The sequence below is a fragment of the Dactylosporangium sp. CA-052675 genome (assembly GCF_050947935.1).
GTDB lineage: Bacteria > Actinomycetota > Actinomycetes > Mycobacteriales > Micromonosporaceae > Dactylosporangium.
Window position 1 is genome coordinate 7,241,173 of record NZ_CP192010.1, and the last position, 23,745, is coordinate 7,264,917.

Sequence of the window (23,745 nt, forward strand, 5' to 3'; positions counted from 1 at the left end):
ACGATCAGCACAGCATGGTTGGCGTAAACCTCCACCGCACCGGTCAACACCCGAATCCCTGCCCCACCGCATCATCCATCTCCGGAGCCTAAGCAATGCACGTCGCCGGAGAGTAGGCACCGCAAGCGACTGAGTCGGCCAACTGCGTCTGGCAGCGCTGGGCGCCCTCATCTGGCCTTGATGTCACCTTCCACGATCCACTCATAACGGCGCGGATTCGTGGCCAGATGACGAATCTCGGCCACCGCGTCATGAGCCCGGCGCCCCGGACGGAACCCATAGGAGCATGGGAGGAAATCCGCCTCGAAGATCGGCTCCAACACCAGCTTCGCCGATGCCTGCACCACCCGGTCGGTGATCGTCGCGATCCCCAACCGGCGTAGTTTCCCGCCCGGCTTCGGGATCATCCGTTCCCGCACCGGCAGCGGCCGGAAACTGCGGTCCTTCAACGAGGACCGCAGCCCGCCGAGGAACTCCTCGACACCGATCCGCAGCACGATGGACACAGCGGTTCGCCCGTCCACCCCAGCAGTCTTGGCACCCTTGTTACCCCGCACCCGATCCCACGCCACCAACAGGAACGCAGGATCGGTGACAAGGTTGAACAGGTCGTCGAACGTTCGTTGAGGATCATCACGAGCCCAACGGTGCAGCTTGGTCTGGATCTCCAGTACCCGATCCTCAGCCCGCAACAGGGCCAACTCAACTGTGACAGCAGCCCGCATCACGGGATGGACTGCCAGCCAATCTGCGCCAGCATTCGAGCCAGAAACTGCGAGTCAAAGGGCTCCGCTTCTTCACGGCGGGCGAATGCCGCAAGAACCTCGCTCCGTTGCGCTGAATCGAACCGGCCCATTTCAGCGGCTAGTCTCGCCAACGCCGCAGCCTGAGCCGCGACGTCGATTAACGGCGGCTCCAGGTCGACCAGTACTCGGCACGGCGCGAGTAACACCGCCAGAACCTTATCGTTGAAATCGCTCATCTCCCCAGGGTGGCCTGACCCCTCAGAAATCCCAGCTAGCGCTTCCGCCACGTCCCGGAGATACTCACCCACGTCCGACCCCGGCGACGCAACGCGATCCACCACGTCAATAAAGTGGCGCAGTTCATCCGCGTCCATTTGGCCGATTTCGTACTCGACTCCTTCAATCGCCTGAATTCGCGAGTCCGGATCGATTTGCGACCTGTCCATCTCCAGGAGCAGCTTCAGCGCATGGGCCAAAGCATGAACAAGTCGTTCGACGGTAGTCATAGCCTGATCCTTTACGAGCGCTGACGAACAACGAAAACTTTGTCAAGCCCCCACTCGGCTAGCTTCTGTCGCGCGAAGTCGGCCGCAGCCGGCGATGGAAGCTCATACACTGGCGTCAAACCGTTGTACATCGCCGTTCCAGCCTGACGTCGAGCCAGATCGAGCTTCTCGTTGTCGACTGACGAACCGAGCTTCGAATTCACGAAGTTGGTCTTGCGGTCAATGACCTCATTGCCCTCTAATCCGTCGAATTTCGCGGTCACCACCGTACCATCGGCGGCCGGCATGGAAAGCTGCGGCGCCTGAGAGTGTCCGGCCAGACTGGACCTAGCTCCCGACACACCGGATTGGTATCGGTAGGCAGACGGTGGCATGCCGAGACGGCCCTGCTTGACATTCGCCTCGTTCACCCAGGTAACGGCATCGGCTGCCTTGCTTCCGCACGGCGGCTCGATGAAGTTCTGGTTGTGGACGAGGACCGGGTGCTCGCCAGCGATGACGTAGTAGGTGTGGTAGTCCTGGATCGTCAGGTCGTCCATGGCGGCGAAGCCGACGGTGTTGCTGATGCTCTTGACCTCGACGATCGCGCCGTCGTCGGTGTGGAGGACGTCGCCGGTCTTCAGGTCCTGGGCGTAGATCCACGTGTGCTGGGTGTCGTCCCAGAACGGGTGGAACCAGGTGGTGTGCAGGACCGCGTCGGAGCCTTCCTTGGTGCGGACGGTGACGTCGGTCAGGTCGGTGTCCAGGTTGCGGTGCAGGCTCTCGACTGTTTTGCCTTGGGTCGCCTCGGTCGTCGGGTCGGTGGCGAGGACCTGGTCGCCGACCTGGACGTCCTTGATGGGCTTGGTGGAGCCGTCGGCCAGGAGGACCAGCGTGTCGGGCGCGAAGCTGTGCGGGCGCTCCGTGCACGAGCCGCCGGAGCCGCCCCCGTCGCCCTCGTCGTCGCTGCGGCGGCTGCTGCGCTCGTCGGCCTTGCGGGAACCGCCGCCCGACGACTCGCCGCCGCTGGAGCGTTTCGGGGCGGTGACCTCCTTGCCGCCTCCGCCGCCGCGCATGTTCTTCAAGCCGCCAGCGCCACCCGCGGCCTTGAACGGCTTGGTCATGAACTTGGTGGCGCCGCCGGTGAACTTGGAGACGCCGGCGCTCAGTGCGCCGTCTAGGCCGCCCTCGATCATTGTGTCGGCGAGGCCGGACCAGGAGAATTCGGCGTCGCCGCGGACTACGTCGACCATGTAGCCGGCGCCGGCTTGCATGGCGCCTGCGACGGCGCCGGCGACGATCAGGCAGCCGACGCCGGTGGCACACAGGGCACCGACCGCGACCGTGGCGAGGATGCCGACTGCGGCAGTGGCGACGAACTTCCACGGGTCCTGTTTGATCGCCTCGACGGTGTTCTTCACCGTGTCCACGACCTTTTGCGCGGCGGCCTTCGCGGTTTCCTTCACGCATTTGGACACGCCGCCCTGCAAACATTGTTTGGCCTGGTCGAACTTGTCCTTGACGGCGTTGACCTTGTTCTTCACCCACTTCGTCGTCGAGTTGACGACGACGTTCTTGACCTTGGCCGCCTTGTCCAGCACATAGCTGCCGAAGCTCCTCAGCGCGTTGACCGCCTGGTCGACCTTCTTCTCGACGTAGTTGTAGGCGTTCTGGACGGCCTGGATCGGGTGGGTGATGACGTTCGTGACCGTCGACGCGGCGCTCTTGAGCTTGCTGAAGAACGAGTTGCCGGACGGGTCGACGTTCGTCAGCGGGTTGTTTCCCGCGTACTGGTACCGGTTCGCCGCGATCGAGTCCGGGACCGGGCTGTTCGCGACGGTGTCGCGGGTGTCGAACTGGCCGGTGTCGGCGTTGTACCAGCGGGCCAGCATGTTGACCCGGCCGGTGCCGGTGTCCGTCCACTCCGACTGGTAGCCGAGACTGCCGACCATGGCACTGGTCGACAGGACCTTGCCGAGGGGGTCGTAGCTGGTGGAACCGTTGAGGCTGGTGCCGGTGGCCTGGAACTGCCCGACGACGTCGTTGTGCTGGTCGGTCCACACGTAGTACGAGTTCGCGCCAGTACTGCCTGTACCCGTGCCGAGGAGCTCGCCGCCGGCGCCGCGGGTATAGGTCGCGGTACTGTCCTTCGCGATGGTGTTGCCCAGGCCGCTGTACCGGAACCCGGCCCGCAGGACCCGCCCGCCCGCGTCGTAGGAGTTGGTGCTCGTGCCCCCCGCGCCCTGCTGGGTGATGACCTGCCCGTAGGCGTCCGTGGTGGTGTTGTAGACGCCGGCCGTCCCGCTGGTCAGCCGGAGCGTTCCGCGCGGGGTGTAGGAGTATGTGGTGCCGTCGGAGGCGCTCGCGAGGCGGTTGCGCTGGTCGTAGGTGAAGGTTTTGGCGCCGTTGCGGGTGCGGTTGCCCGAGTCGTCGTACTCGTAGTTCGTGACCGTCGACCCGGACGTCCACGACGTGAGCCGGTCGGCGAGGTCATACGTGTACGTGTTGATCGACGCTCCGGCGAACCCGGTCGTGGTCTTCTTCGTCTCGTTGCCGTTGGCGTCGTACTCGTAGGCGATGTTGCCCAGGATCGTGCTGCCGGACGTCTGCTTGATCTGGTCGTTGGTCAGCCGGTGCAGGTCGTTGTAGGTGAACGTCCGGGTCTGGTTGTTGACGCCGTACACGACTGTCGACGGCAGCGACAGGTTGTTGTAGTTGACCGTGACGTCGATGTTCGTGGTGGCGTTCGACGCCGTCTTGAACCGGCCGGCGGTGTCGTAGGTGAAGTTCGTCGTGCCGGCCGCGTCGGCACGCGACGCCATCTGGCCGTCGTTGGTGTAGGTGTAGGTCGTGTTGTCCGACGGCCCCGTGATCGTCAGCGGCAGGCCACGGTCGTCGTAGGTGACGGTATCGGTCTCCCCTGGCACGGACAGCGACGTGAGCCGACCGGCGTCGTCGTAGCCGAACGTCCGCGACGCCGTGGCGGCCTCAGCGCCGGTACCGCTCTGCCCGGTCAGCCGGTTGAGGTCGTCGTAGGCGTAGTCGACCCGCACACCGCCCGGCTGCAGCTGCGCCGACATCCGACCGGCCGCGTCGTAGACCGCGGTGAACGTCCGGTCGCCGGCATTCGGGTGCGCGATCGTCGCCGGTTCGATCTGCGACTCGGGCAGGCCCCACCTGTTGTACGTGTTCCAGAACTGGTTGCTGCGCCCGTCGGTGAAGCGGGTCTGATGACCGGCGGCGTCGTAGCCGTACGACGTATGGATCGATGTCGTCGCGGTCACCGGCTCGGACACGTCGGTCACCTGGTTGAGCGCGTCGTAGGTGAGCGTCGTGGTCGTGCCGCGAGCGTCGGTCGACGTGCGCAGGTTCCCGTTGTTGTCGTAGCCCGCGCTGACCGTGGTCAGCACCGTACCGGCCGCGTTGAGCTCCTGCTGCTTCACCGTGCGCCCGGCCGCGTCGTAGAAGGCGAGGGACTTCGTGCCGTCGGGCCGGGTGATCTTCACCGGACGGCCCAGCGCGTCATAGTCGGTGGTGGTGACGTTGCCGGCGCCGTCCTTCGCGGTGATGACCTCGCCGACGTTGTTGTACGTCGATTCCGCCGTCACCCCGGCGGGCGACGTCACCTTGCGCAGCCACGGACCAGCGCCGTAGACGCCGGTGCCGTAGTCGTACGTCGTGGTGTTCGCCGTCGCCGACGGTTGGCGGACCCACTGCGTGCTGGTCAGCTTGCGACCCAGATAGTCGTACGTGGCGGTGTTCTTGGCGCCGGTCGGGTCGACGACCTCGATCAGGTTGCCGGTCAGGTCGTACTTCGCCGTGGCGATTTTCCCGGCCGGGTCGGTGGTCTTCGTGACGTTGCCGAGGGTGTCGTACTCGTACGAGGTCGTCTTGCCCCGCGCGTCGGTCGTGGAGGTGACGTTGCCGAGCTTGTCGTACACGGTCGTCGTGCTGGCGTCGGTGATCGTCGCCCCGCCCGTACCAGGCTGCGTATACGACGGCAGGATCGTCTTCCACGGCCGCCCGGCCGCGTCCATCCGCGTCGTAACGACGTTGCCGAGCGGGTCCTGAGTCTCGACAGCCTCACCGAACGTGTTGTACCCGACGACGGTCGTCGGCCGGATCGACACGCCCGGCACACCGTTCTGCTCGACCAGCACCGACGGCGCGATGACCTTCGTCTGATTGCCGTCCTCGTCGTACGCGTACGACGTCGTGTTACCGTTCGGGTCCGTCACATCGGTGGTGAGACCACGCTGGTCGACGGTGTAGTTGGTCGTGAGCTGGGTGCCGCTGAGCGCTGCCTGGTTGGTGCGGCCGTTGCCGCTGTTCCACAGGGCGTTCACATCGCTGCCGGTCAGCGCCCGCTGGAACACCTGCACGTTGTCGACCGCGCCGTTGAGCTTGAACACTGCGGAGCCGGAAGCACTAGTGTTGCCGCCGATGTTCAGGCCGGTGACGGAGTTGAACGGCGTCGGGTTGGTGCCGTCGGTGCCGCGGACGTTGTTGGCGTACAACGCCATCTGCTTGGTGTTCGCGTCGAACACCGCGACCAGGTGCACCCACTGGTTCGTCGCCACCGCCGTGCCCGCCGTGGCGTAGTTCCACGCCGGGGAACTGGTGTCCGCGTTCGGGGCGATGAACGTCCACTTGCCGATGCCCGAGTGATACAACAGGTAGAAGGCGCCGATGTTGTTGCCGCCCTGGCCGACGAACGTCGACTCGCCGCTGAACGAGTTGAGCTTCACCCACGCCGACACCGAATACGACTGCGTCGTGTTGAGCACCGGGTTGTCGGTGCTGATCGGCGCGCTGGTATTGAAGCTGGCGTAGCCGTTGCCGAGTGTCGTGCCGTCGCTGAAGAACGCGCGCGCATTGAGATGTGAGCCGGAGGAGTCCGCGACCGTGGCGTAACCGCTGCTCGCGGTTTCGTCGAGCTTCCACCACGCGGTCGGCCCGGAGGAGCCATCGACGCCTATAGATTTGGATGTGAGCCGGCCCATCGGGTCGTAGGTATTGCGCACGTCGCGCAGCGTCTTGCCGTCGGCCATGTTGCGCACGCTGATGACGTGCGAGTCGGCGTCGTAGACGTAGTTGGTGATGCGGGAGCCGTCGGCCGCGCCGGAGGCGTAGGTGCTCGTCGACTGCAGCCGGCCCTCTTTGTCCATGACCTGCTGAATGCTGGTCGCACCGTTGTTCTCGCTGACGCCGACGAGGTTGCCGACGTAGTCGTACGAGTTCTCCTGCAGCACCGTGGTCTTGGTGCCGTCGGTGCGGCTGACCTTCTTGACCTTGCCGTCGTCGTAGTACTCGTACTTCGTCGTCCAGCCCATCGCGTCCGTCGTAGACGCGAGGTCGCCGTTGGCGTAGTAGACGTTGTAGGTCTGCTGGATGCCGACGCCGTCCTTGCCGGTCAGCGTGCTGGTCAGCAGCTTGCCGTTGGCGTCGAAGACCTGGTCGAGGGTCTGCAGCCGGTCGCCGGACGGGCAGGCGGTGCCGGCCGCCGGGCTGCTGTCGCAGTTGACCCGCTGGTTCTGCCGGCCGAGGGCGTCGTAGCCGTACAGCGTGACCGCGCCCGTAGGATCGGTGCTCTTGACGATCTGACCGTGCGAGTTGTACTCGCTCGTGACCACCCGCGGGCTGTCGCCCCCGGTCACGTCGGAGGCCGTCCGGGACAAGATGTTGCCGTCGGCATCCACGACATCCGTGGTCCGCGCCTGGTGCTGCGCGCCGGTCACCGCGTTCGTGACGACCGGCTCGGTGGTCTCGACCAGCGCGTCCTGGTCGTACCGGTAGGTCGTCACCAGCCCGCTCGGATAGCCGGGAGCGAAGACCTTCTGCTGCTTGACGCGGCCGAGGCCGTCGTAGGCGAACTCCGTGACCAGCCCGGCCGCGTCGGTCACGCGCACCGCGTCGCCATTGGAGTTGTACTCCGTGCGCTGCCATGCGCCGCCGGCTGACGTCGTCTTCGTCGGCAGACCAGCCGGCGTGAAGCCGCCACCCACCGCCGGCGTCGTGGCCGTCGTGTACTCAATCGTCGTGGTGCGACCGTTGGGGTACCCAGGCACCGGCGGGGACGTCGTGCTGGTGCGGTTCCCAGCCGGCCCATCGTAGGCGAACTTGGTGACCGGGTCGGGATCCGTGTCCCAGTCGACCGTCACCTGCTGAATCTGCACAAGCTGGTCATTGCGCCCGTCCGGGGTCAGCACCGCGGTCGTGGCGTCCGGCCAATACTGGTACAACGTGCTCTGGCACGGCAGGAACTCGTCATCGTTGCGGCAGGTGGTGGTCCGCACCGTGTTGCCGCGGACGTCCTTGGCGGTCTCGGTCTTCTGCCCCAGCGGGTCGTAGACGTCGGACACGTACCCGGCCACGTCGTAGCCGTAGGTGGTGGTGTTGCCCAGTGCGTCGGTGTCGGCAATAAGGCGGCTGCCGTTGAGCAGGTCGAACGTGCGCTTCGAGACGTTGCCGCCAGGGTTGGTCACCGAAACCGTGCTGACCGGCGTCAGCCGTGGCGCCGCGCCAGCCTGGGACGCGAGCGCCCCCGTCGCCGACTTGTAGTGGGAGTCGACCTGGGCGGCGTCGAGCCCATGGTCGTAGAACGCGAACTCGGCAATGTCGCCCTTGAAGAAGCTCGCGTCACTGGTCGAACCCGGCCAGTTCTTCGTCGTGCCGGCGCCGATGTAGCTGTACTCGGCACCGAACGGCGTGGTGAAGGAGTCGGTCTTCGTCCCGACGAGCTTGTTGTCCAGGTACAGGCTCTGCTCGTCGGCGGCGCCCTGCGGTCCGGCGCCGGTCAGCACCACATGGTGCCAGTTGCCGTCGTTGACCTTCACCGTCGAGGTCAGCGGCGCGAGGCTGTGGTCCCAGAACTGGCCGCGGAGATAGCCGTCACCGCCGACATACAGAGCCGGTGTGTAACTAAACTGGCTGGGCGGGATGCCCGCATCCACGGGCCCGCTCTGGTAGCCGTACAGCACGCCGCTGGACGCGTAGTTCGCCGGCGTCTTGAACCACATCTCGATCGCGTTCGGCCCGAACAGCGGCGGCACGGTGTTGGACTTGTCGTACTGCACGTACGAGCTGGTGCCGTTGAAGATGGCCCCATAGGCGTCGCTGAACGGGCTGGTGCCGGTCTGCACGGTGTCATAGGTGACGTTGTTGTAGGTCGCGTTGAACATGCCGCGGACCTGGCTATAGGCGCGGTTGGGCAGGCTGGTGTCGCCGAGCCGAAAGTACTCGCGCGGCCGTGCCCCCAGTACGCTGGACACATAGCCCTGGCTCGAGCCGGACACGACCGGCGCGCCGACCTGCCAGACGCCGGCGGCCTCGTCAGTGACCTGCGTGACCCGGCCGCTGACGCTGCTGTAGCCGACCTGCGCCCGGACCCGTCCGGCGTTGCTGGTCATCTTCGTCATCGCCGGGGCCGGGTACTTGCCCGCGTTGTACAGGGCGACCATCGCGTCGGCGGTCAGCGGCTTGTTGTAGTAGGCGGCGTCGGCGATGGAGCCGTTGAAGAACGTGGCGGTAGGTTGGCTGTACGAGTGGCCGGCCCAGCCGCCGCCGAGGAAGCCGGCGCCGAGGTACATGTTCAGCTGGTCGGTGTTGTGCAGCAGAATCGGCGCGCCGGTGATCGTGCCGACCAGGTTGCCGTCGACGTACATCGTCTGCGTGCCGCCGTTGCCCGACAGCGCGACGTGGTGCCACTGATTGTCGGTGACCGCAGCGGACGTCGTGATCGGCGTGCTCGCGCGGTCCGCCCAGAACTCGCCGCGCAGCTTGCCGTCGGAGCCGATGTACAGCACCGGGTTGTAGTTCGACGGCGTCGTGGCGCCCTGGCTCACCAGGTCGCGCTGGTTGGAGAACAGCACGCCGAGCGGTGTCGCGGTCTTGAACCACAGCGAGACCGACTGGTACGAACTCTCGGTCGCCAGCTTGATCGGCAGCTTGACCGACGAGTTCGTGCCGTTGAACGCGGCCGTGGTGGACGTGGACTGGTTCAGGGCCGGGGCGCCGCCGAGGGTGACGTTGCTGTAGATGCCGTTATCGGTGCCGTCGTTGGACAGCACGCCGCTCTGCGCCTGGGTACCCGAAGTCTCGTTGAGCCGCCAGTACGAGTACGGGCCGGTGTTGAGCACGGCACTGGGCGCCTGGTTGACCGTCTGGTACTCGTACGTGGCGCACGCGGTCGTGGTCCCTGGCGGGCAGACCTTGGTGAGCTTGTCGCCGGTGTAGGTGTACGTCCAGGTCAGCGTGCTTGACGGTACCGTCGGATCGGTTGGGTCGGTCGTCACCGTGGCGACGTGGGCGGTGGTGGCGCCGGACGGGGTGCTCCAGGTCAGGTGCAGGGCGCGCTGTGATGCCAGGGACGTGATGAGGTCGGCGTGGTTGCTGCCGTCGTAGTGGACGGTGACCGACCGGGCGGACGGGTCGGTGATCTTCGTCAGGCCGTAGACGCCGGTGCCCAGGTTTTGGGTGAACTCGTAGGTGGTGGAGTCTTTGTCGGTGAGCGAGTATCCGCCGCTGGTGATCGGTTTGAACACCGAGTACCGGCCGGGCGGCGGTGCCCAGGTGTTGTTCGTGTCGTTGTTACGGCCGAACGTGACCTCCTGGCCGCTGGGGTAGCGCACGGTGGCGGTCTGCAGCGTCCCGCCGGCGTCCTTGCCTTCGCGGACCTGCATGTCCGTGACCGAGGACCAGCCCTGCCCGAACGAGCTGGTGGCCCGGGTGTCAAGGCTGTTGTAGTCGCGGTTGATCGCCAGGGCCGGGCCGACCGTGGTCACCTGGGCGTCGACGGCCGACGTGGTGTAGTTGCCGACTGAGCCCTCGAAGCCTTTCCCGCCGTTCTGCGCCAGCGACGAGGTCACCAACGGTTGCGGCACGGCGGTGGAGAACGCGTACGTGACTGGGTTGGCCGGACCCCACACCTGCCCGTCGTAGATCCTGGCCTGGTAGAAGTACTGCTTGCCCCACTGCAGCACGCCGGGGTTGGGTTTCCAGACGCTGTTGGCGCTGCGGCCGGAGTCCGCAATTGTGTTGCCCTGGTCGTCGAGGATCAGGAACTGGTACTGCACGCCGTAGCCGGGCCAGTTGTCCGGATCGTAGCCGCGGGCCGAGAACTCCGGCGTCAGCGTGCTCACCGCCGTGTTGTTTGCCGGATACTGCGCAGTCATCTCGGGCTGCACGTTCGTGGTGTAGTTGACCTCGATCCACGGCGCGCACGAAATGTTGCCGAACACGGCATCATTGCAGGTGAGGCTCATGTCCGAGGACGTGAACCGCTTCCACGTCGTGGCGTCGCTCTCGTTGGCCTTGACCGCGATGCCGTACGTGTTGTTGTGGATCGCCCAGTCCTTGACCTCATCGTTGTCCAGCCACGGCGCGATCCACGTGCCGACGTTGCGCACAGCGCCGGTGTTGTTGCAGGCGGCGTTGTTGGCCGTGGTGTCCTTCGCCATCGGCTGCAGCCCGGCCGCCTCACGCGCGGCCTGGTTGTCGCCCGGCTGGTTGTTCCACGTCAACGTGCTCTCGGACCAGTTACCGGTGACCCGGTAGAAGTTCGTCTGCTTCGAAGGGCAGCTGGTGCCGTCCTTGATCTGGTACGTCTGGAACAGATGCAGCCGGGCGGAGTCGAGCTTGAAGTTGCTGCTGTTCGGGTCGAACAGCAGAGGGATGTTGCCGAAGCGCAGGAACCCGCGGGCCTTGTTGGCCACCGAGTCGTCGTACCGGCCGGCCGCCACGCTGTTGTTGGCGCCGTGCGTGGTGCTGGCCTCCGACGAGAGGCTGTAGGTGTCACCGCCGGCGGTGGTGATCGAGATCTGCGGGTCAATCCGGACCGGGAACTTCCGCTTCGCGTCCTGCAGCCATGCCTGGTCGACGCTCATCCGGATCGCCGGGCCACCGTCGACCGTGATGATCTCGTACTGCATGGCGTAGGACGTCGCCCCGGCGCCGCTCATGTCGACCGCGGAGTCCTCGAGGTACCCCAGCGGCATCGTGAGCACAACCACGCCCGCGGTGTCGGTGAACTCGACACCACCGTCGGCGCCGATCCGCGGGGTCAGGCCCTTGAGCCGCAGTGGGTAGACGTAGGTGGCCGGGGCGTCGGCCGAACGCAGCGTTAGGGTCTCCTTGACACCGGTGGAGAGCGCCGCCAGTTCGAGGTCGACGCCGGGCAGCACGTCACGGTAGGTCGCCACCGCCCCGTCGACGAGCGCCTTGCCTGGGGTCGCGCCAGCGAGGGAGTACGCCAGCTCGGTGCCCTTGGACGGGTTGAGCCGCACCAGGTCGTCGCCTGCCGGCGACGCGGACGTCTTCAGCGCGTGCTCATCGGCATCGAGCTTGCGGGCACTACCGGCGGCGAATGTCAAGCCCCGGGTTTGATGGAGAGTTGGTTATCTGGTTTTCAGGGGTGTGGTGACCGTCCGGGTCATCGCGTGTAGGGCTTCGTGTTCGGCGGGTGGGATGTGTCCGAGTTCGCCGTGCAGGCGGCGGTTGTTGTACCAGTCGATGTACTCGACGGTGGCCATCTCCAGGTCGTCGAGCCCGTGCCAGGGGCCCCGGTTGCGGACGAGTTCGGCCTTGTAGAGGGAGTTGAACGCTTCGGCCATGGCGTTGTCGTAGGAGTCTCCCTTCGAGCCGACCGACGCGACGGCGCCGGCCTCGGCGAGGCGCTGGCTGTAGCGAATCGCCCGGTACTGCACGCCGCGATCCGAGTGGTGCACGAGTCCTTGCAGGTCAGCACCCTGCGCCTCGCGGCGCCAGAGGGCCATCTTCAACGCGTCCAACGCCAGATCGGTGTAGAGCGACGTGGAGACCTGCCAGCCGACGATCATGCGGGAGTACACGTCGAGGACGAACGCGGCGTAGACCCAGCCGGCGGTGGTGCGCACGTAGGTCAGATCAGCTACCCACAGCTGATTCGCACCCGCGGCGGTGAAGTCGCGTCGGACGAGGTCGCGGGGCCGGTCCGTTTCGGCCGCGGGCCGGGTCGTGCGCGGCGCCTTGTCGCGCAGCAGCCCGCGTAGCCCGGTGGCGCGCATCAGCCGCTCGACGGTGCACCGGGCCACCTCGACGCCGCGGCGACGCAGCTCGTGCCAGACCTTTCGAGCGCCGTAGACGCCGTAGTTGTCCGCGTGGACCTGCCGGATCAGTACCGTCAGCTCCTCGTCGCGCCGCGAGCGGGCGCTGGCCGGGCGGGTCTTGGCGGCGTAGTAGGTCGACGGTGCGATCTGTGCCGGCGTGTCTTCAAGGGCCTGCAGGACCGGCTGGACACCGTGTTCCTCTTGCTGAGCGTCGACGAACGCGACTCTCATCGCGATGGACGGTCCAGCTCCGCCGCGAAGAAACTCGCCGCGGACTTCAGGATCTGGTTCGCCCGGCGCAGCTCACGATTCTCCCGTTCGAGGGCCGCGATCCGCTCGGCATCACTGCTACTCGTGCCCGGCCGGTCACCGGCGTCCGTCTCGGCCTGCTTCACCCACGTCCGCAACGCCTCCGGATGCACCCCGAGCTGCTCCGCGATCCGCCGGATCGCGCCCGTCGCGGACGCCGGATCCCGGCGGGCCTCGACCGCCAACCGGGTCGCACGCTCACGCAGCTCATCGCTGTACTTCCTCGGTGCCGGCATAACAGCTCATCCTCCGGGTGTTCGATGTCTCCATCAAACCCGGGGCGGGACACTGACCTTCGAGGCCGCACTCTCGGATTCGAGTCTGCGGATCACACTGCCTCTGGACGCACTCGATTGATAGTCAGGTCGACGGCACGCTGCGGTCAGACGCGCGAGAACCCTGAACCGCTTGTCCGTGCGGGCGTTCGCCGGGCCCGACGGGCCCTCCATTCCCGGTACCCTCCAGTCCCACCGCCGACAAGGGCTGGCCGCAGTGCGTTGACGTGGCATCGCAGAGGTCCTTCTGACCAAGGAGCGCTTGTTGATTAGCTGGCAGGATCTCGACCCCCTCGAAGGTGGAGCGGGCGGTGAAGATGCTGCTCACAGAACTACTGCAGCGTCCGCGGCTGCTGCAGCTGTCAGCCTGCCTCATATCTCCGGCATCAACTCGTAAAGATGTCGGCGATCGAACCGGCGTTCGCCAATGACGCTCGCCAGGCGTTCCATCGATTGCTCGCCTGCTGAAACGCCTGCAAAAGTGGTACACCCTCAACGACGGCCTCAACGACCTCCCGCAGCGACCACATCGAGAGGTGCTGGCTCAGCGGGTGGACGAGCTGGATTCCGCGATCGGTGAACGGCCCACCGTGGGCGACGGCGTTCCGGACGCGTTCGAGTCGATGCACCGAGACGCTCCAGTGACATTCCACCTCTTTCACCCAGACCTGCAGCGCCCTAGCGTTCGCTGTGCGCCTCTGGATTGTGCGCAGGTCCCGTCCGAGCGGGCCATGCGTTGGAGTGAAGGCCAGCATCTCGGTAACGTAGGCCGCCGCCTTCTTGATCGAAAACCTTTGTTCGCCATGAGACGACGAAGTCGCCTCGAGGAAAATCGACCGCTGCAGTTCGCGCATCTCCGAAGGCACCGGCTGATGCACTGCCTCCCAGAAGGCGTGGTCCAGCACGTCGAAGATCGACTGACGAATCCACAGGTTTTTGAGGTACTTCTCCAGATAGGTCGTCCACGAGATCTCGTTAAGGCGACTCGCCACTAGTTCGATGACACGTACGTTCAGCAGAAGCGATTCCGCTGCCGAACTCGTGGTGCCGACGCGCCACCACTGCAGGGAATCGATGATGTCCTTCGCAGCTGGATCTGCGATCGGGATCCGGGGCGCGACCCGCGGCGCCATCCGCGAGAACTGGGCAGCCGTGGATTCGAGCACGTACGGCGACTGCGGCCGGTCGGAAACCCAGAAGGCACTCTGGTGAACGATGCGCCCGTCCTGCACGTGGATCGCCCCGGTCAGCCGCTGCCAAGGCACCGCACAGCTAAACGTGGCCATGCTCAGCAGCGCATCGACCCGCTGCGCCGCCTCACGGATCGCGTCGGAGAACTTGCCGACGCCAAGATCAACGCGGGCGAGGACCACGTCCTTTTCGTCCGGGAGTTCCGCCGGATACTCCAACTGCGTGAGCTCGGCAGGCAGCTGGCCACGGAAAGGGCCGTCGTTGAAGAGATTGCCATGCAGCCACTCGGCATCGAAGAACTCGACAGCCGGCAGGCTCTGGCCCATGGTGACCAACGATGCCTGTCGAAACGCGAACCACACGACATGTGCATGGCTCTCGGTAGGCAGAACAAGGAGCCGCTCGGCCAACTCCAAGCGTTCGTCGACCGGGGTGTTGGGCCCGCCGCGTAGGGTGGGGTAATCGACCATGTCCGGGTCGACGTCACCCAATGCGATCAGCGCGTAGGTAGCACTACGGCGGCTTCCGGTCAGTACGTTGGTCAGCGACCTGGACAGTTCCTCCGCGTTGCGATCTGCAGCCCTGACGACCTCCCAGAACGCGTCCCGGCGGGCAGCAACGGTGCCCGACGGCCGCGTCGGTTGGGCACACGCCTTCGACAAGTCCTTCCAAGCGGCCTTCGCTGCATCCATGGTGGCAAATTCGGCTCGTAGTGCTAACCTCGGTCTTTCGTTATCAGTCGATCATGGCGGCCGGGAGCGGCTTTTTGATCTTTGCTCAGGTTGGTGGGCCGCGTGGGCGTGCTGAAATTCCGGCGCGTTGGCCGGTTTCCTCCGTGGGTGTCGACGCGATCGGGTGCGGGTGTCAGCCGGTTGGGCGTGGGAGCCCGTTGAGTCGGGTGAACGCGGTGGCTAGATCTGTTGCCCATGGCCAGGTTTCGGCGATTCGGAGCCGGGTTTGGCGGGCGGTGTGGGTGATGCGTGCGGCGACGTGCAGGAGTCGGTAGCGCAGCTTCTTCGGTTCGGCGGTCGCGAGGGCCCCGTTGAGGAGGAGCATCTGGGTCCAGGCGAGCAGGTCGATGCCGGTGAGGGCGAGTTGCAGCCAGGCCTGGTTGATGGCGAAGACGCGGGACGGGAACCGGCCGAAGCCGGTGTCCTTGCCGGTGCGGATGCGGTCCTCGACGCGGGCGTGGCCGCGGTGGCGGGCCTCGAGGAACTGGGTGCTGCCGTTGCCGGGTGGGGTGTCGGTGGCGAACACCTGATGGCGGAGGCCTTCGACGGTGTCGAACAGCGACAGTTGCGCGCCGGGGTGCGGCTCTTCGCGACGGACGATGAACCGGGTGCCGGGTGGGTAGCCGTCGTCTGGGACGAGGCCGGTCAGTTCGCAGATGTCGGCGCCGTCGCGGGGTTCACCGTCGCCGTCGAGGGCCGGCACCCATGGCAGGTGCTGTTTGGCGGTGAGGATGGCCTGGCGGATCGGTTCGGTGATCGCGACGCCGACGGAGAACCGGGCGTCGACTCCCTGTTTGCGGAGGCTGCGGATGTGGGTGAGCAGGCCGTGGGTGCAGCCGGCGGAGTCCGATCGGATCAGGATCGGGGTGCCGTGGCGCATGTGGTCGGGGATCTGGGTGAGGGCGTCGTCCAGGACGGTGATGTGATCGGCGGTGGTGTTCGACCCGGCCCGGCCCTCACGTAATAGCCCGGACAGCGCTTCGCGGGTGTTGTCCAGGAAGCAGAACAGCGGGTGGTAGCCGAAATTCTTCTTCCAGGTCGGGGTTGCTGCTTCTTTCTCGGAGTGGCAGATCACGATGGAGGCGTCCAGGTCGAGGGTCAGGCCCGGGATGGGCAGGCCGGCGGCCGTGGTCTGCGGCAGCCCGCCGTGTGTGTCGATCCGTTGTGCCCACGCGATGTCGCGTGCTTGCGCTCGCGCAGCGGCCAGCCGGCGCAGTACCGCGCTGTCCATGATGGACAACAGTCGCCACGCGGTCGGGTCCGACGCGACGGGCCCGAACAACGCCGCCTGGTCTCGGATTACGGCCAGGTCCGAGATCGTTTCGCCGCCGTCGGCGAGCGTCACCGCCAGGTCGACCGCGATCCGGCCCGGGTCGTGGCCGCCGCGACGCTGCCGCAACCCGGCGAGGGCATCACTGCACGCGCCGGTCAGACCGGTCACATCGGCGATGTCGGTGAGCAGGCGCGCACCGGCATGACCGACGACGCCACGACCGTCGGCGGACACCACAATCCTCGGACGCGTTCCGGTACGCTTCACCATGCAGGTGCCCTCCGGGCGGGATGGACAAGGACCCTCGACAAGTCCTATCTTCCCAGCTCAGACGGCACCTGTTCCCATTCGAACCAGCATGTGGGCAGCCCTTAACGAATGACCCGGGCTAACGCGGCGGTCTTCAGCTGCTGCCGCTGGACAGGATCGTCGCCGACGTCGTTGCGCCACAACGACTTCACGGTGGCGACGTGGACGGCGACGACCGCCTGCAGATGCTGACCCAGCCCATCGACTGCGTCGACGAGGTCCTGACCGGCAGAGTCCCACCCGGAGACGTGCATACGACCGTCGAACGGTCTCGGGTCGTCAACCCAGGCGAGCAGCTCGTCGAGCGCAAGAAGCACGCCTGGGCGAGTCGGCTCCGACCACGGAACCTCAGGTGCCTTCAGGGCATGCATCAGCTCGATGAGGGTGTCGTCGCCGATGGACCATCTCGTGTCGCTCCGCCGCGGCATGGATGCAATTGTGCTTGAGCCGTCCGGCTGGCACGAAGAACCACGGCCAGGCGCGATGACGGTGTGTCCTGATCGACGGCCCCGCTCACGCCACCGACGCACGTCAAACCCGCCTCACGGTGGACGAACGCCGAGACCACTTTTCGCAACGTCGGGACTCGACGCTAGTCGGGAGTACTCGCTGTGGCGCGCGTCGGCGGTTGTGCCGGCGAGCGGCAGCTACGAGCTGCTGAGGATTCGCTCTCGGTGACGACGGAGCGCTTCCTTGTCTGGTCGGCTCGCGGATCCGCTCGGCTGACGTAGCAATCCTCCATCGAACTCGGCGTACTCGGAGTTCTTAAGTCTTGGATCTACGCGGACACGGTTGCGGCCGTCGACCCAGATGAGCGTCTTGTCGAAGAGGTTGTGCAGGTCCGCACGTAGCAATAGGCCGTTGCTGACGTGGTCACGCCCACCGCTGGCGACTGGGTCGATGTGGGCGGCCTGAAGCACGTCGCTGACGTCGCACCCGCTGACCGCGCACCGCCCGTGGTAGGCCTTCATAAGTTCGGCCCGGAATACCGGTTGGCCTTGCCGGTCCAGCACCTGCTGGAGTCTCCGCATGCGGGACTTCGGCAGTATCTGCGGTCGCGGTGCACGTACGGCAACGAGCCAGTCCTGGAGTCGGCTGGTTTCGGCCGAGTCGAGCGTGCGTACCGTCCGCGGCGAGGAGGACAGGATCTCGGGCGGCGTCGAGGCGGAGAGGAGCTGGCTGGTCGTTTGCGTATCCCACTGGATGTAGATCCGCCAACAGGTATGGGCTTCCGACCAGCGCAGACCATCAACGGCAACGCCGCGCGACGATTCGAGAGTACGGAACGCCTGCATACACCCAGATGGTGTCGCTGGCCTTCAGCAGGCGGAAGCTGCTGCCGAGGTGCCAATCGGCGATGTTGCCTGGTCGGACGGCTCGGAACATGTCGAGTACACGCTCGTCGTATCCCCACGCTTCCGGGTCGTTCTCATTGACTGGATAGACGTACTCGCTCATCGCATCACTGCCTTTCCCTGTTCGGCGCTTACCGTCTGCCCTTGCTGTTGGCTCGTTGGGGTTACCGGACCGCCCACCATGGTCGTTGCTCTAACGACCCGTGATATACCTCCAGACCGCACGATCCAGGTCCCGGGGATCCACTTCAAGACGCTCAGCGGCCCCTAAGTAGCAGCTGTGCAGGTCGCCGTATGAGAGATTCGGCAAGCCGGCGTCGGCGGCAAACGAACGAAGATGAACATCGACTGCTGCAGTGGACACGCCGGCCAGAATGCACAGGTAATCCGCAGTCTTCGGACCCACACCGTTTATCGCACAGAGTGCGGTGACGTTCTCTCGGTTGCTGACGAAGGCCGCAAGTTGCTCGACCGTATCGACGCCGGCGGCAGCCAGGTGGAGCGCAAGTCGATGGATGCGGTCCGGCTTCTTGCCGGGCCACTTGAGCATCTCGCGTAGGCGATCCGGGCCGCCGAGTGCCAACAGACCGCTTGTTGTGTCCGCATCTGGCTGGTCGGAGCGAAACTGGTGCGCTCGGGCGTTCACCGTCTCGTATCGCATACCAGCCTGCAGGATCGCGTCAACGAGAATGGCGCCCACGTGACCGTAGCCACTCTGTCGATGCAGGTCGATCGATAGATCCACACGCTGGACGTGCGACGCTAGTGCAACAGTATGAGGCACGAGCCCGGTGGCTGGGTCCTGCATCCAACGATCTTCGCGCATCGAGGTGACCGCGATGCAACGAGGTCATCGACATACTCGATGCGTTCACCGAGAAGCTCGAGCACAAGGCCGACATCAGCGACCTCGCCAAGGCCGCCTGGAACGCCGAGACCAGGTTTTAGTAATGGCTCGCCGTGCTGGCCCGCAGCTTCCAGCTGCAGGACGCGCTCGGCGTACTCGAGCTCGACCGAGTGCTGGACGCGGCCCCAGAGGAACCGGGCAGCCGCACCCGGGCGCAGCCAATCGACGGCCATCAGGCGGCCTGGCGAGACATCGACAACGTGGAGCGCGCGACAGGTGCTGCGGGCGTTCTTCGCCGACCTCCTCCGCACCTACCACGTGACCTGACCAGCCGAGACGCTCAACAAATTGGTCCGCCGCCGTCGGCGCAGGGTGGCATGATTGCCGCGCAGCTGCTCGCGTTCCTGGAGGCTCACGTGTCCTGGCCCGGCATCAACGACTTCCCGACACTCCTCCCCGACGCCTGCCACCTGATCGAAGACCTCCAGACGCTCAGCGCCCGTCTGGAGCATCGCAACGACACCCAGCATTGGCAGCACACCGTATGCGCTGACCGGGCGAAAGGTCTGGCGCTCTACCTCCGCGCCGCGGTCCTCTCCGCTACAGCGGACGCCTACGGACCGGCGTTCGGAACCCTGCGTACATGCCTGGAGCACGTCCTCGTCGACCACCTCGTCTTCTCCGGTGAGCGACTGATCCGGATCGCAGAGAACGTCGACGATGCCACCTGGTCGGAGTGGCAGCGGCAACGAGCGGCCGGCGAGCGGTTCGCTGACGTGGTGGACTGGACCCGGAAGGGCAGGACCGTCGAGATCGTTACTCCCGGGATCCAGGCCGCGCAGGCCGCCGGCGAGGACTCGTACACCATGAGCCCGCACTACTTCCTGCTCGAGCAGTACCACCCTTACCTCGGGCCACCGAGCGCACAAGACCTATTCGATGACGGCCTCAGCGACCCGGAGCAGCTGAGGACCAGAGCCAAACAGAACGACATGCTGTACCGCACATACCTCAGTTGGTCTAGCATCAAGAAGAACCTGCTGATCAACCGGTTCGCCGACGACGTGACGATCAAGCGCATCGAAGTCCATTACCGCTTCCTGAGCGCATTCACGCATCCGCTGAGCCACGTCACGGACATCCTGTATGGCCGCAACAACTTCAACGTGCCGTCGTACAACCACTACAGTGCCGAGCTCGCCCTGCTCTATGTGGCGGCGTTCGCGGTGCAGGAGCTCCGCAACTTCTACGACTTCACACAGCGGCATCCAGCAGTCGACATCGCCGACTGGGCCACCACCCGCGACCGCTGTGACCGCGTGTGGGACGAAATCTCCTACCTGTGGTATCCCGGTCACCGACCGCATGACTACGACCGGGTACATGAGGCGAACAAGCAGTCCTTCGCCGGTGTAAGGGCCGGCGACGGCGCCGGACCACGACCGCGTGACCCTCACTCGATCTCAGACGACGAAGTCTCGTATTACAGCGACCCGATGAAGCGCCTCGTCAAGATGCACACCAGCTTCCAGGAGTTGACGACCGGCATCGGTTTCCAGTCACCGTGGCCTCGCGAAGACGCGAGATTCCGCTGACCGGCCCGCGCTGAAACCCGCGGTCCTGCTCGCTTCCTGCGGCCGCCGGTCTACCGCCGCGAAAGCAAAGTAATGGGGACAAGGCGCAGTAGCGCGCCAAGACGCGGGGTTCAGACACCGCGCCGATGGTACCGCCGGATCCGCTCGACGGCCTGCGTGATGTGCTCCCGCTGGGCGGCCGTGAGCCCCGCCAGCCGGGCCGGACCGCGAAGTTGCGCGAGCAGCAGGTCCGTCTGGAAGGTCCGGCCGGCCGTGAGCGCGGCCGCGGCCGCGTCGATGGTGGGGAGCAGTCGGCGGCCGGAGCGGCCGAGCGTGACGACGTAGGCGCGCAGTGCCGCCAGCTGGGCCACGTCGTCGCGGACCCGGACGGTGAAGGTGCCGGTCGCGGTGTTGCCAGCGCGGTCGACCGCCCGGCAGGTCACGGTGGTGGCACCGACCGGGAACCGGGTCGCCGGTGCGGGCGTGCAGAGGACCGGTATCGAACCGTCGACAGTGTCCGTCGCCGTCGCCGTGAAGCGGACGGTCGCGCCGGCCGGCGAGGGCGCGTCGACGGCGACGGGCGGCGGCAGCGTCAGGACCGGCGGTGTGCGGTCGGCGACGGTAATGCGGAACGTGTCGGTCCTGCAGGTGACCGTGGTGGTGCCGACCGGGAACACGCTGCCGGACGCCGGCGTGCAGGCGACCGAGGCGGTGTAGGCGACCCGGGTCCCGCCGGCATCGACGGCCTCGACGGTCAGGTCGTCGGGCAGCACCAGCGGAGGCTCCTGCGGCCGGGGCGGGGCCGACACCACCGGCAGCCGCTCCCCCAGCGCGAACGTCATGACGATGCCGGCGTTGTCGACGAGCCGCAGGTCCATCCGGTACGTGCCGCGCGGCGCCGAGGCCGGGAGCGCGATCCTGGCCGTGTACGCGGCGGGCGAGTTCGCCGTGAACGCCCCCTCGTAGCGGGCCGTGCTGCCGTCGGCGTTGGTGTGGGCCGCGGACGCGACGAACTCCCGGATCCCGGTCAGCGAGCCCGCCATGGCCGCGATCCGCACCTCCCCGCCCGTCTCCGACACCGTTACGGAGTCCGGCTGGTCGACCACCATGACGTCGGGGAACTCCGTGTGGTCGCGGCCGCCACGCACCGTGACCTGCTGGTCGAGCTGCAGCACCGTCGGGTTGCCGCCCACGTCGACGGCCCGCACGAAGACCTGGTACTCCCCGTTGGGCGCGGCCGCGGGGATGGGGATCGCGGCGCGGTAGGTGTCGCCGGCCGCGACGAGGCGAGCCTCGTACCTTGCGGTGATGTCGCCGCCGGGGTTGCGCCAGGCCACCCAGGCCGTCGCCGGTATCGGCATTTGCAAGGGATTGTCGTCGGTGATGCGCGCCGTCAATGTCACCGTGGAACCGGCCGTGACCTGCGCCGGCTCTACCCGTGCATCGGAGATCTGAGCAGCTTCGTAGTCGCCGTACTTGGATGCGACGCCGACCGGCTCCGGCATGGTCCGGTCGAGGCGGTTGCCGGCCTTGTCGATGGTGACGACGTGGACCGTGTACCAGCCGCTCGGCGAGTGGTATCCGACCCCGATCCCGCCCCGGTACACGCCGTCCAGTGGCGTGCCCTCGAGCGGGGTGAGTGCTCCCCCGTCGAAGCGGAGCGTGGCGCCGTCAGGCCCGACGAGCGTGATGTACAGCGACACCGACGCCACGCCGGAGTGGTCGTCGAGGACGTGCGAGGTCACCCGGGTATTGGGCGGGCCGGCCTCGGACTGCAGGACCGTCGGGTCGAACACGAGCGACGCGACGACCGGCGCCGCGCTGTCGGCGGTGATCTCGTCCGCGCCCGCCGCCGACGGCGCCAGGCCAGCGGCCAGGATCGCCGCGAGCAGGGCCGCCGCCAGACGCCGCATCATCCGGTCCCCATAGCACCGACCGTAAGCCTCCGCGGAGCGCCGCCGCCGGTGAATCACGCGGACCGGGCGGACCGGGTAGCAGTGCGGTTGTGATTGGGCCGTCTCCCGGCCCGGCCGTGCCGATGCGTGCGAGCCTGTGCCGGTGCGTCTCGCCCGCCTGCTCGCCCTGTCCGTCGTCGCAGCCCTCGGCCCCGCACCGGCCCACGCCGCGGCCGCCGTCCCAGAGCCCGACAGCGCCGCACCCGTGGTCGAGTCGTTCGCCATCGAACGGGCCGTCATCCACGCGGACACCGGCGGCGCGACCGCGTGGATGACGGCGCACGTCGTCGACCCCGGCTCCGGCACCGCCACCGTGTCGGCGTACATCACCCGCGACCTCGGCGGCGGCGGGACCGTCCGCTACGCCGGTACGCTCACCGCCCAGTCGGGCGCCCCGCACGACGGTGTGTACCGGGGCGCCCTCACCGTGCCGCTCCATGCGTCGGCCGGCGTCTTCGCCGTCCACGTCGTCACCGCCGACCAGGCCGGCAACCGGCTCGATCGAGCCCTGGACCGCTCGATCCCGATCACGGCCACCCACGGCGACGGCGAGCCCGCCGAGGCGACCGGCCTCGACGTCGGCCCAGCCGCAGCGGTCGGCGGCCGGCCGGTGACCGTCCGCGCGCACATCGCCGACCGCGGCCAGGGCGGCGTCGTCGAGGCGGTCGCGTCACTGGTATGGAGCGGCGGCGGTAGCGGCATCGCAAGCGCGCGGTACACGGCGCCCCTGACCACCACGGCGGGCGACGACTACACCGCGGCGATCGAGTTCCCGTCCTTCGCCCCGAACGGCGCCTACGAGCTGCGCATCCGTACGCTCGACGGCGCCGGCAACACCATCGAGCAGTCCTACGGCAACCCGGTCACCCTCCGCGGCGGCAGCGACCCGTCCGATTTCGCCCAGCTGTACGTGTACGACGCGCCGAACGTCACGGTGACGCCGGACGGCGCGGTCGTCGAGGTCCGCACGGCCGTCACCGCGGAGCTGGGCGGCGGCTATCCGACCGCCGAGGTCACGCACACCAACCCTGATGGCAGCACCGCCCGCTACACGGCGACCTCCACCCCGGCGGGACCGACCCTCGTCGCCCGCATCGCCGTCCCGCCGCGGGCCGCCCGCGGCAGGTACCGGATCGACGTGCAGCTCGTTGACTCGTGGGGCATCACGCAGAGCCGGACGCTCGGCGATCGGCTGCTGGTCGGCCCGCCCGCCGATGCGGTCGCGCCGCCCGTCCACCGGCCCGGCGACCTGACCGTCGATGCCGCCGGCGCCGCCGGGACACGGGTCGCCTTCACCACCTCCGCCGCCTGTATCCCCGCCTCCGGCAGCGTGTTCCCGATCGGTACCACCACCGTCACCTGTCGTACTGCCAGCACTACCCACAGCTTCCGCGTCACCGTCGAGGACCGCCGGCTCCGTCCCGCGCGGTAGCGTGGCGCAGCCACCCGGGTGGAGAGGCGCGCAACAGACGCCTTCACCGACCTACGGGCTCGCAGCGGCGTGACGGTCGACGCCGAATGGCCCGCCGGCATGCTCCGCACGGCCACAATCTGCGCCGACCGCGACGTCACCGTCGTCGTCCGGACCGGCGACTCATCGGCGACGATCCG

Annotated in this window: 13 protein-coding genes; 2 read left to right on the forward strand and 11 right to left on the reverse strand. The window is 67.0% G+C overall.

Annotation, left to right across the window (positions count from 1 at the left end; all coding sequences use genetic code 11):
• Positions 1 to 167: 167 nt before the first annotated feature.
• The 10 genes from ACQP1P_RS32325 to ACQP1P_RS32370 form a co-directional block, all read right to left on the reverse strand.
• Positions 168 to 725 carry a reverse transcriptase domain-containing protein gene (locus ACQP1P_RS32325; protein ID WP_433076603.1) on the reverse strand — a complete coding sequence of 186 codons (558 nt, stop codon included), beginning with the start codon at positions 723 to 725 and terminating at the stop codon, positions 168 to 170.
• A complete protein-coding gene (locus ACQP1P_RS32330; protein ID WP_433076605.1) occupies positions 725 to 1,252 on the reverse strand; it encodes a hypothetical protein in 528 nt (175 codons plus the stop codon). The genes ACQP1P_RS32325 and ACQP1P_RS32330 overlap by 1 nt, the downstream gene beginning before the upstream one ends.
• Positions 1,253 to 1,263: 11 nt before the next feature.
• On the reverse strand, positions 1,264 to 11,601 hold the full coding sequence (locus tag ACQP1P_RS32335; protein ID WP_433076607.1) for a LamG-like jellyroll fold domain-containing protein: 10,338 nt from the start codon (positions 11,599 to 11,601) through the stop codon (positions 1,264 to 1,266).
• A 24-nt stretch (positions 11,602 to 11,625) separates the two neighbouring features.
• Positions 11,626 to 12,860, reverse strand: a protein-coding gene (locus ACQP1P_RS32340; RefSeq protein ID WP_433076608.1) for an IS3 family transposase whose coding sequence is annotated in 2 segments (ribosomal slippage) — positions 11,626 to 12,581 and positions 12,581 to 12,860 — 1,236 coding nt in all. Because the reading frame shifts where the segments join, the coding sequence is not laid out codon by codon here.
• 425 nt (positions 12,861 to 13,285) lie between these two features.
• Positions 13,286 to 14,782 (reverse strand): hypothetical protein, encoded by a 1,497-nt coding sequence (locus tag ACQP1P_RS32345; protein WP_433076610.1) that lies wholly within the window; start codon positions 14,780 to 14,782, stop codon positions 13,286 to 13,288.
• A gap of 172 nt (positions 14,783 to 14,954) precedes the next feature.
• A complete protein-coding gene (locus ACQP1P_RS32350) occupies positions 14,955 to 16,364 on the reverse strand; it encodes an IS1380 family transposase (protein ID WP_433076612.1) in 1,410 nt (469 codons plus the stop codon).
• A gap of 101 nt (positions 16,365 to 16,465) precedes the next feature.
• The gene (locus ACQP1P_RS32355) at positions 16,466 to 16,831 is read right to left on the reverse strand and encodes a hypothetical protein (protein ID WP_433076614.1); all 366 of its coding nucleotides are present in this window, start codon (positions 16,829 to 16,831) and stop codon (positions 16,466 to 16,468) included.
• A 219-nt stretch (positions 16,832 to 17,050) separates the two neighbouring features.
• A complete protein-coding gene (locus ACQP1P_RS32360; RefSeq protein WP_433076616.1) occupies positions 17,051 to 17,698 on the reverse strand; it encodes an HNH endonuclease in 648 nt (215 codons plus the stop codon).
• Entirely contained in the window at positions 17,652 to 17,861 is a 210-nt protein-coding gene (locus ACQP1P_RS32365; RefSeq protein ID WP_433076618.1) for a hypothetical protein, read from the reverse strand. Before ACQP1P_RS32365 ends, ACQP1P_RS32360 begins: the two co-directional genes overlap by 47 nt.
• A 90-nt stretch (positions 17,862 to 17,951) precedes the next feature.
• Positions 17,952 to 18,458, reverse strand: coding sequence for a hypothetical protein (locus ACQP1P_RS32370; RefSeq protein ID WP_433076620.1), 507 nt, complete (start codon positions 18,456 to 18,458; stop codon positions 17,952 to 17,954).
• Between the two features lie 260 nt (positions 18,459 to 18,718).
• Here ACQP1P_RS32370 and ACQP1P_RS32375 point away from each other — a divergent pair, with 260 nt between their 5' ends.
• On the forward strand, positions 18,719 to 20,200 hold the full coding sequence (locus tag ACQP1P_RS32375) for a hypothetical protein (RefSeq protein WP_433076622.1): 1,482 nt from the start codon (positions 18,719 to 18,721) through the stop codon (positions 20,198 to 20,200).
• Positions 20,201 to 20,310: 110 nt separating this feature from the next.
• Here ACQP1P_RS32375 and ACQP1P_RS32380 read toward each other — a convergent pair whose 3' ends face one another.
• Entirely contained in the window at positions 20,311 to 22,095 is a 1,785-nt protein-coding gene (locus ACQP1P_RS32380; RefSeq protein ID WP_433076624.1) for an HYR domain-containing protein, read from the reverse strand.
• A 142-nt stretch (positions 22,096 to 22,237) separates the two neighbouring features.
• On the opposite strand from ACQP1P_RS32380, the gene ACQP1P_RS32385 reads away from it, so the two are divergent.
• Complete coding sequence (locus tag ACQP1P_RS32385; protein ID WP_433076626.1) at positions 22,238 to 23,566, forward strand: hypothetical protein; 1,329 nt, start codon at positions 22,238 to 22,240, stop codon at positions 23,564 to 23,566.
• Positions 23,567 to 23,745: the final 179 nt, after the last annotated feature.

Bases quoted from the DNA above. Each gene is read 5' to 3' on its own strand.
- ACQP1P_RS32330 (WP_433076605.1), bottom strand. From the start codon at position 1,252: ATGACTACCGTCGAACGACTTGTTCATGCTTTGGCCCATGCGCTGAAG.
- ACQP1P_RS32325 (WP_433076603.1), bottom strand. From the start codon at position 725: ATGCGGGCTGCTGTCACAGTTGAGTTGGCCCTGTTGCGGGCTGAGGAT.
- ACQP1P_RS32360 (WP_433076616.1), bottom strand. From the start codon at position 17,698: ATGCAGGCGTTCCGTACTCTCGAATCGTCGCGCGGCGTTGCCGTTGAT.
- ACQP1P_RS32365 (WP_433076618.1), bottom strand. From the start codon at position 17,861: ATGAGCGAGTACGTCTATCCAGTCAATGAGAACGACCCGGAAGCGTGG.
- ACQP1P_RS32350 (WP_433076612.1), bottom strand. From the start codon at position 16,364: ATGGTGAAGCGTACCGGAACGCGTCCGAGGATTGTGGTGTCCGCCGAC.
- ACQP1P_RS32345 (WP_433076610.1), bottom strand. From the start codon at position 14,782: ATGGATGCAGCGAAGGCCGCTTGGAAGGACTTGTCGAAGGCGTGTGCC.
- ACQP1P_RS32380 (WP_433076624.1), bottom strand. From the start codon at position 22,095: ATGATGCGGCGTCTGGCGGCGGCCCTGCTCGCGGCGATCCTGGCCGCT.
- ACQP1P_RS32355 (WP_433076614.1), bottom strand. From the start codon at position 16,831: ATGCCGCGGCGGAGCGACACGAGATGGTCCATCGGCGACGACACCCTC.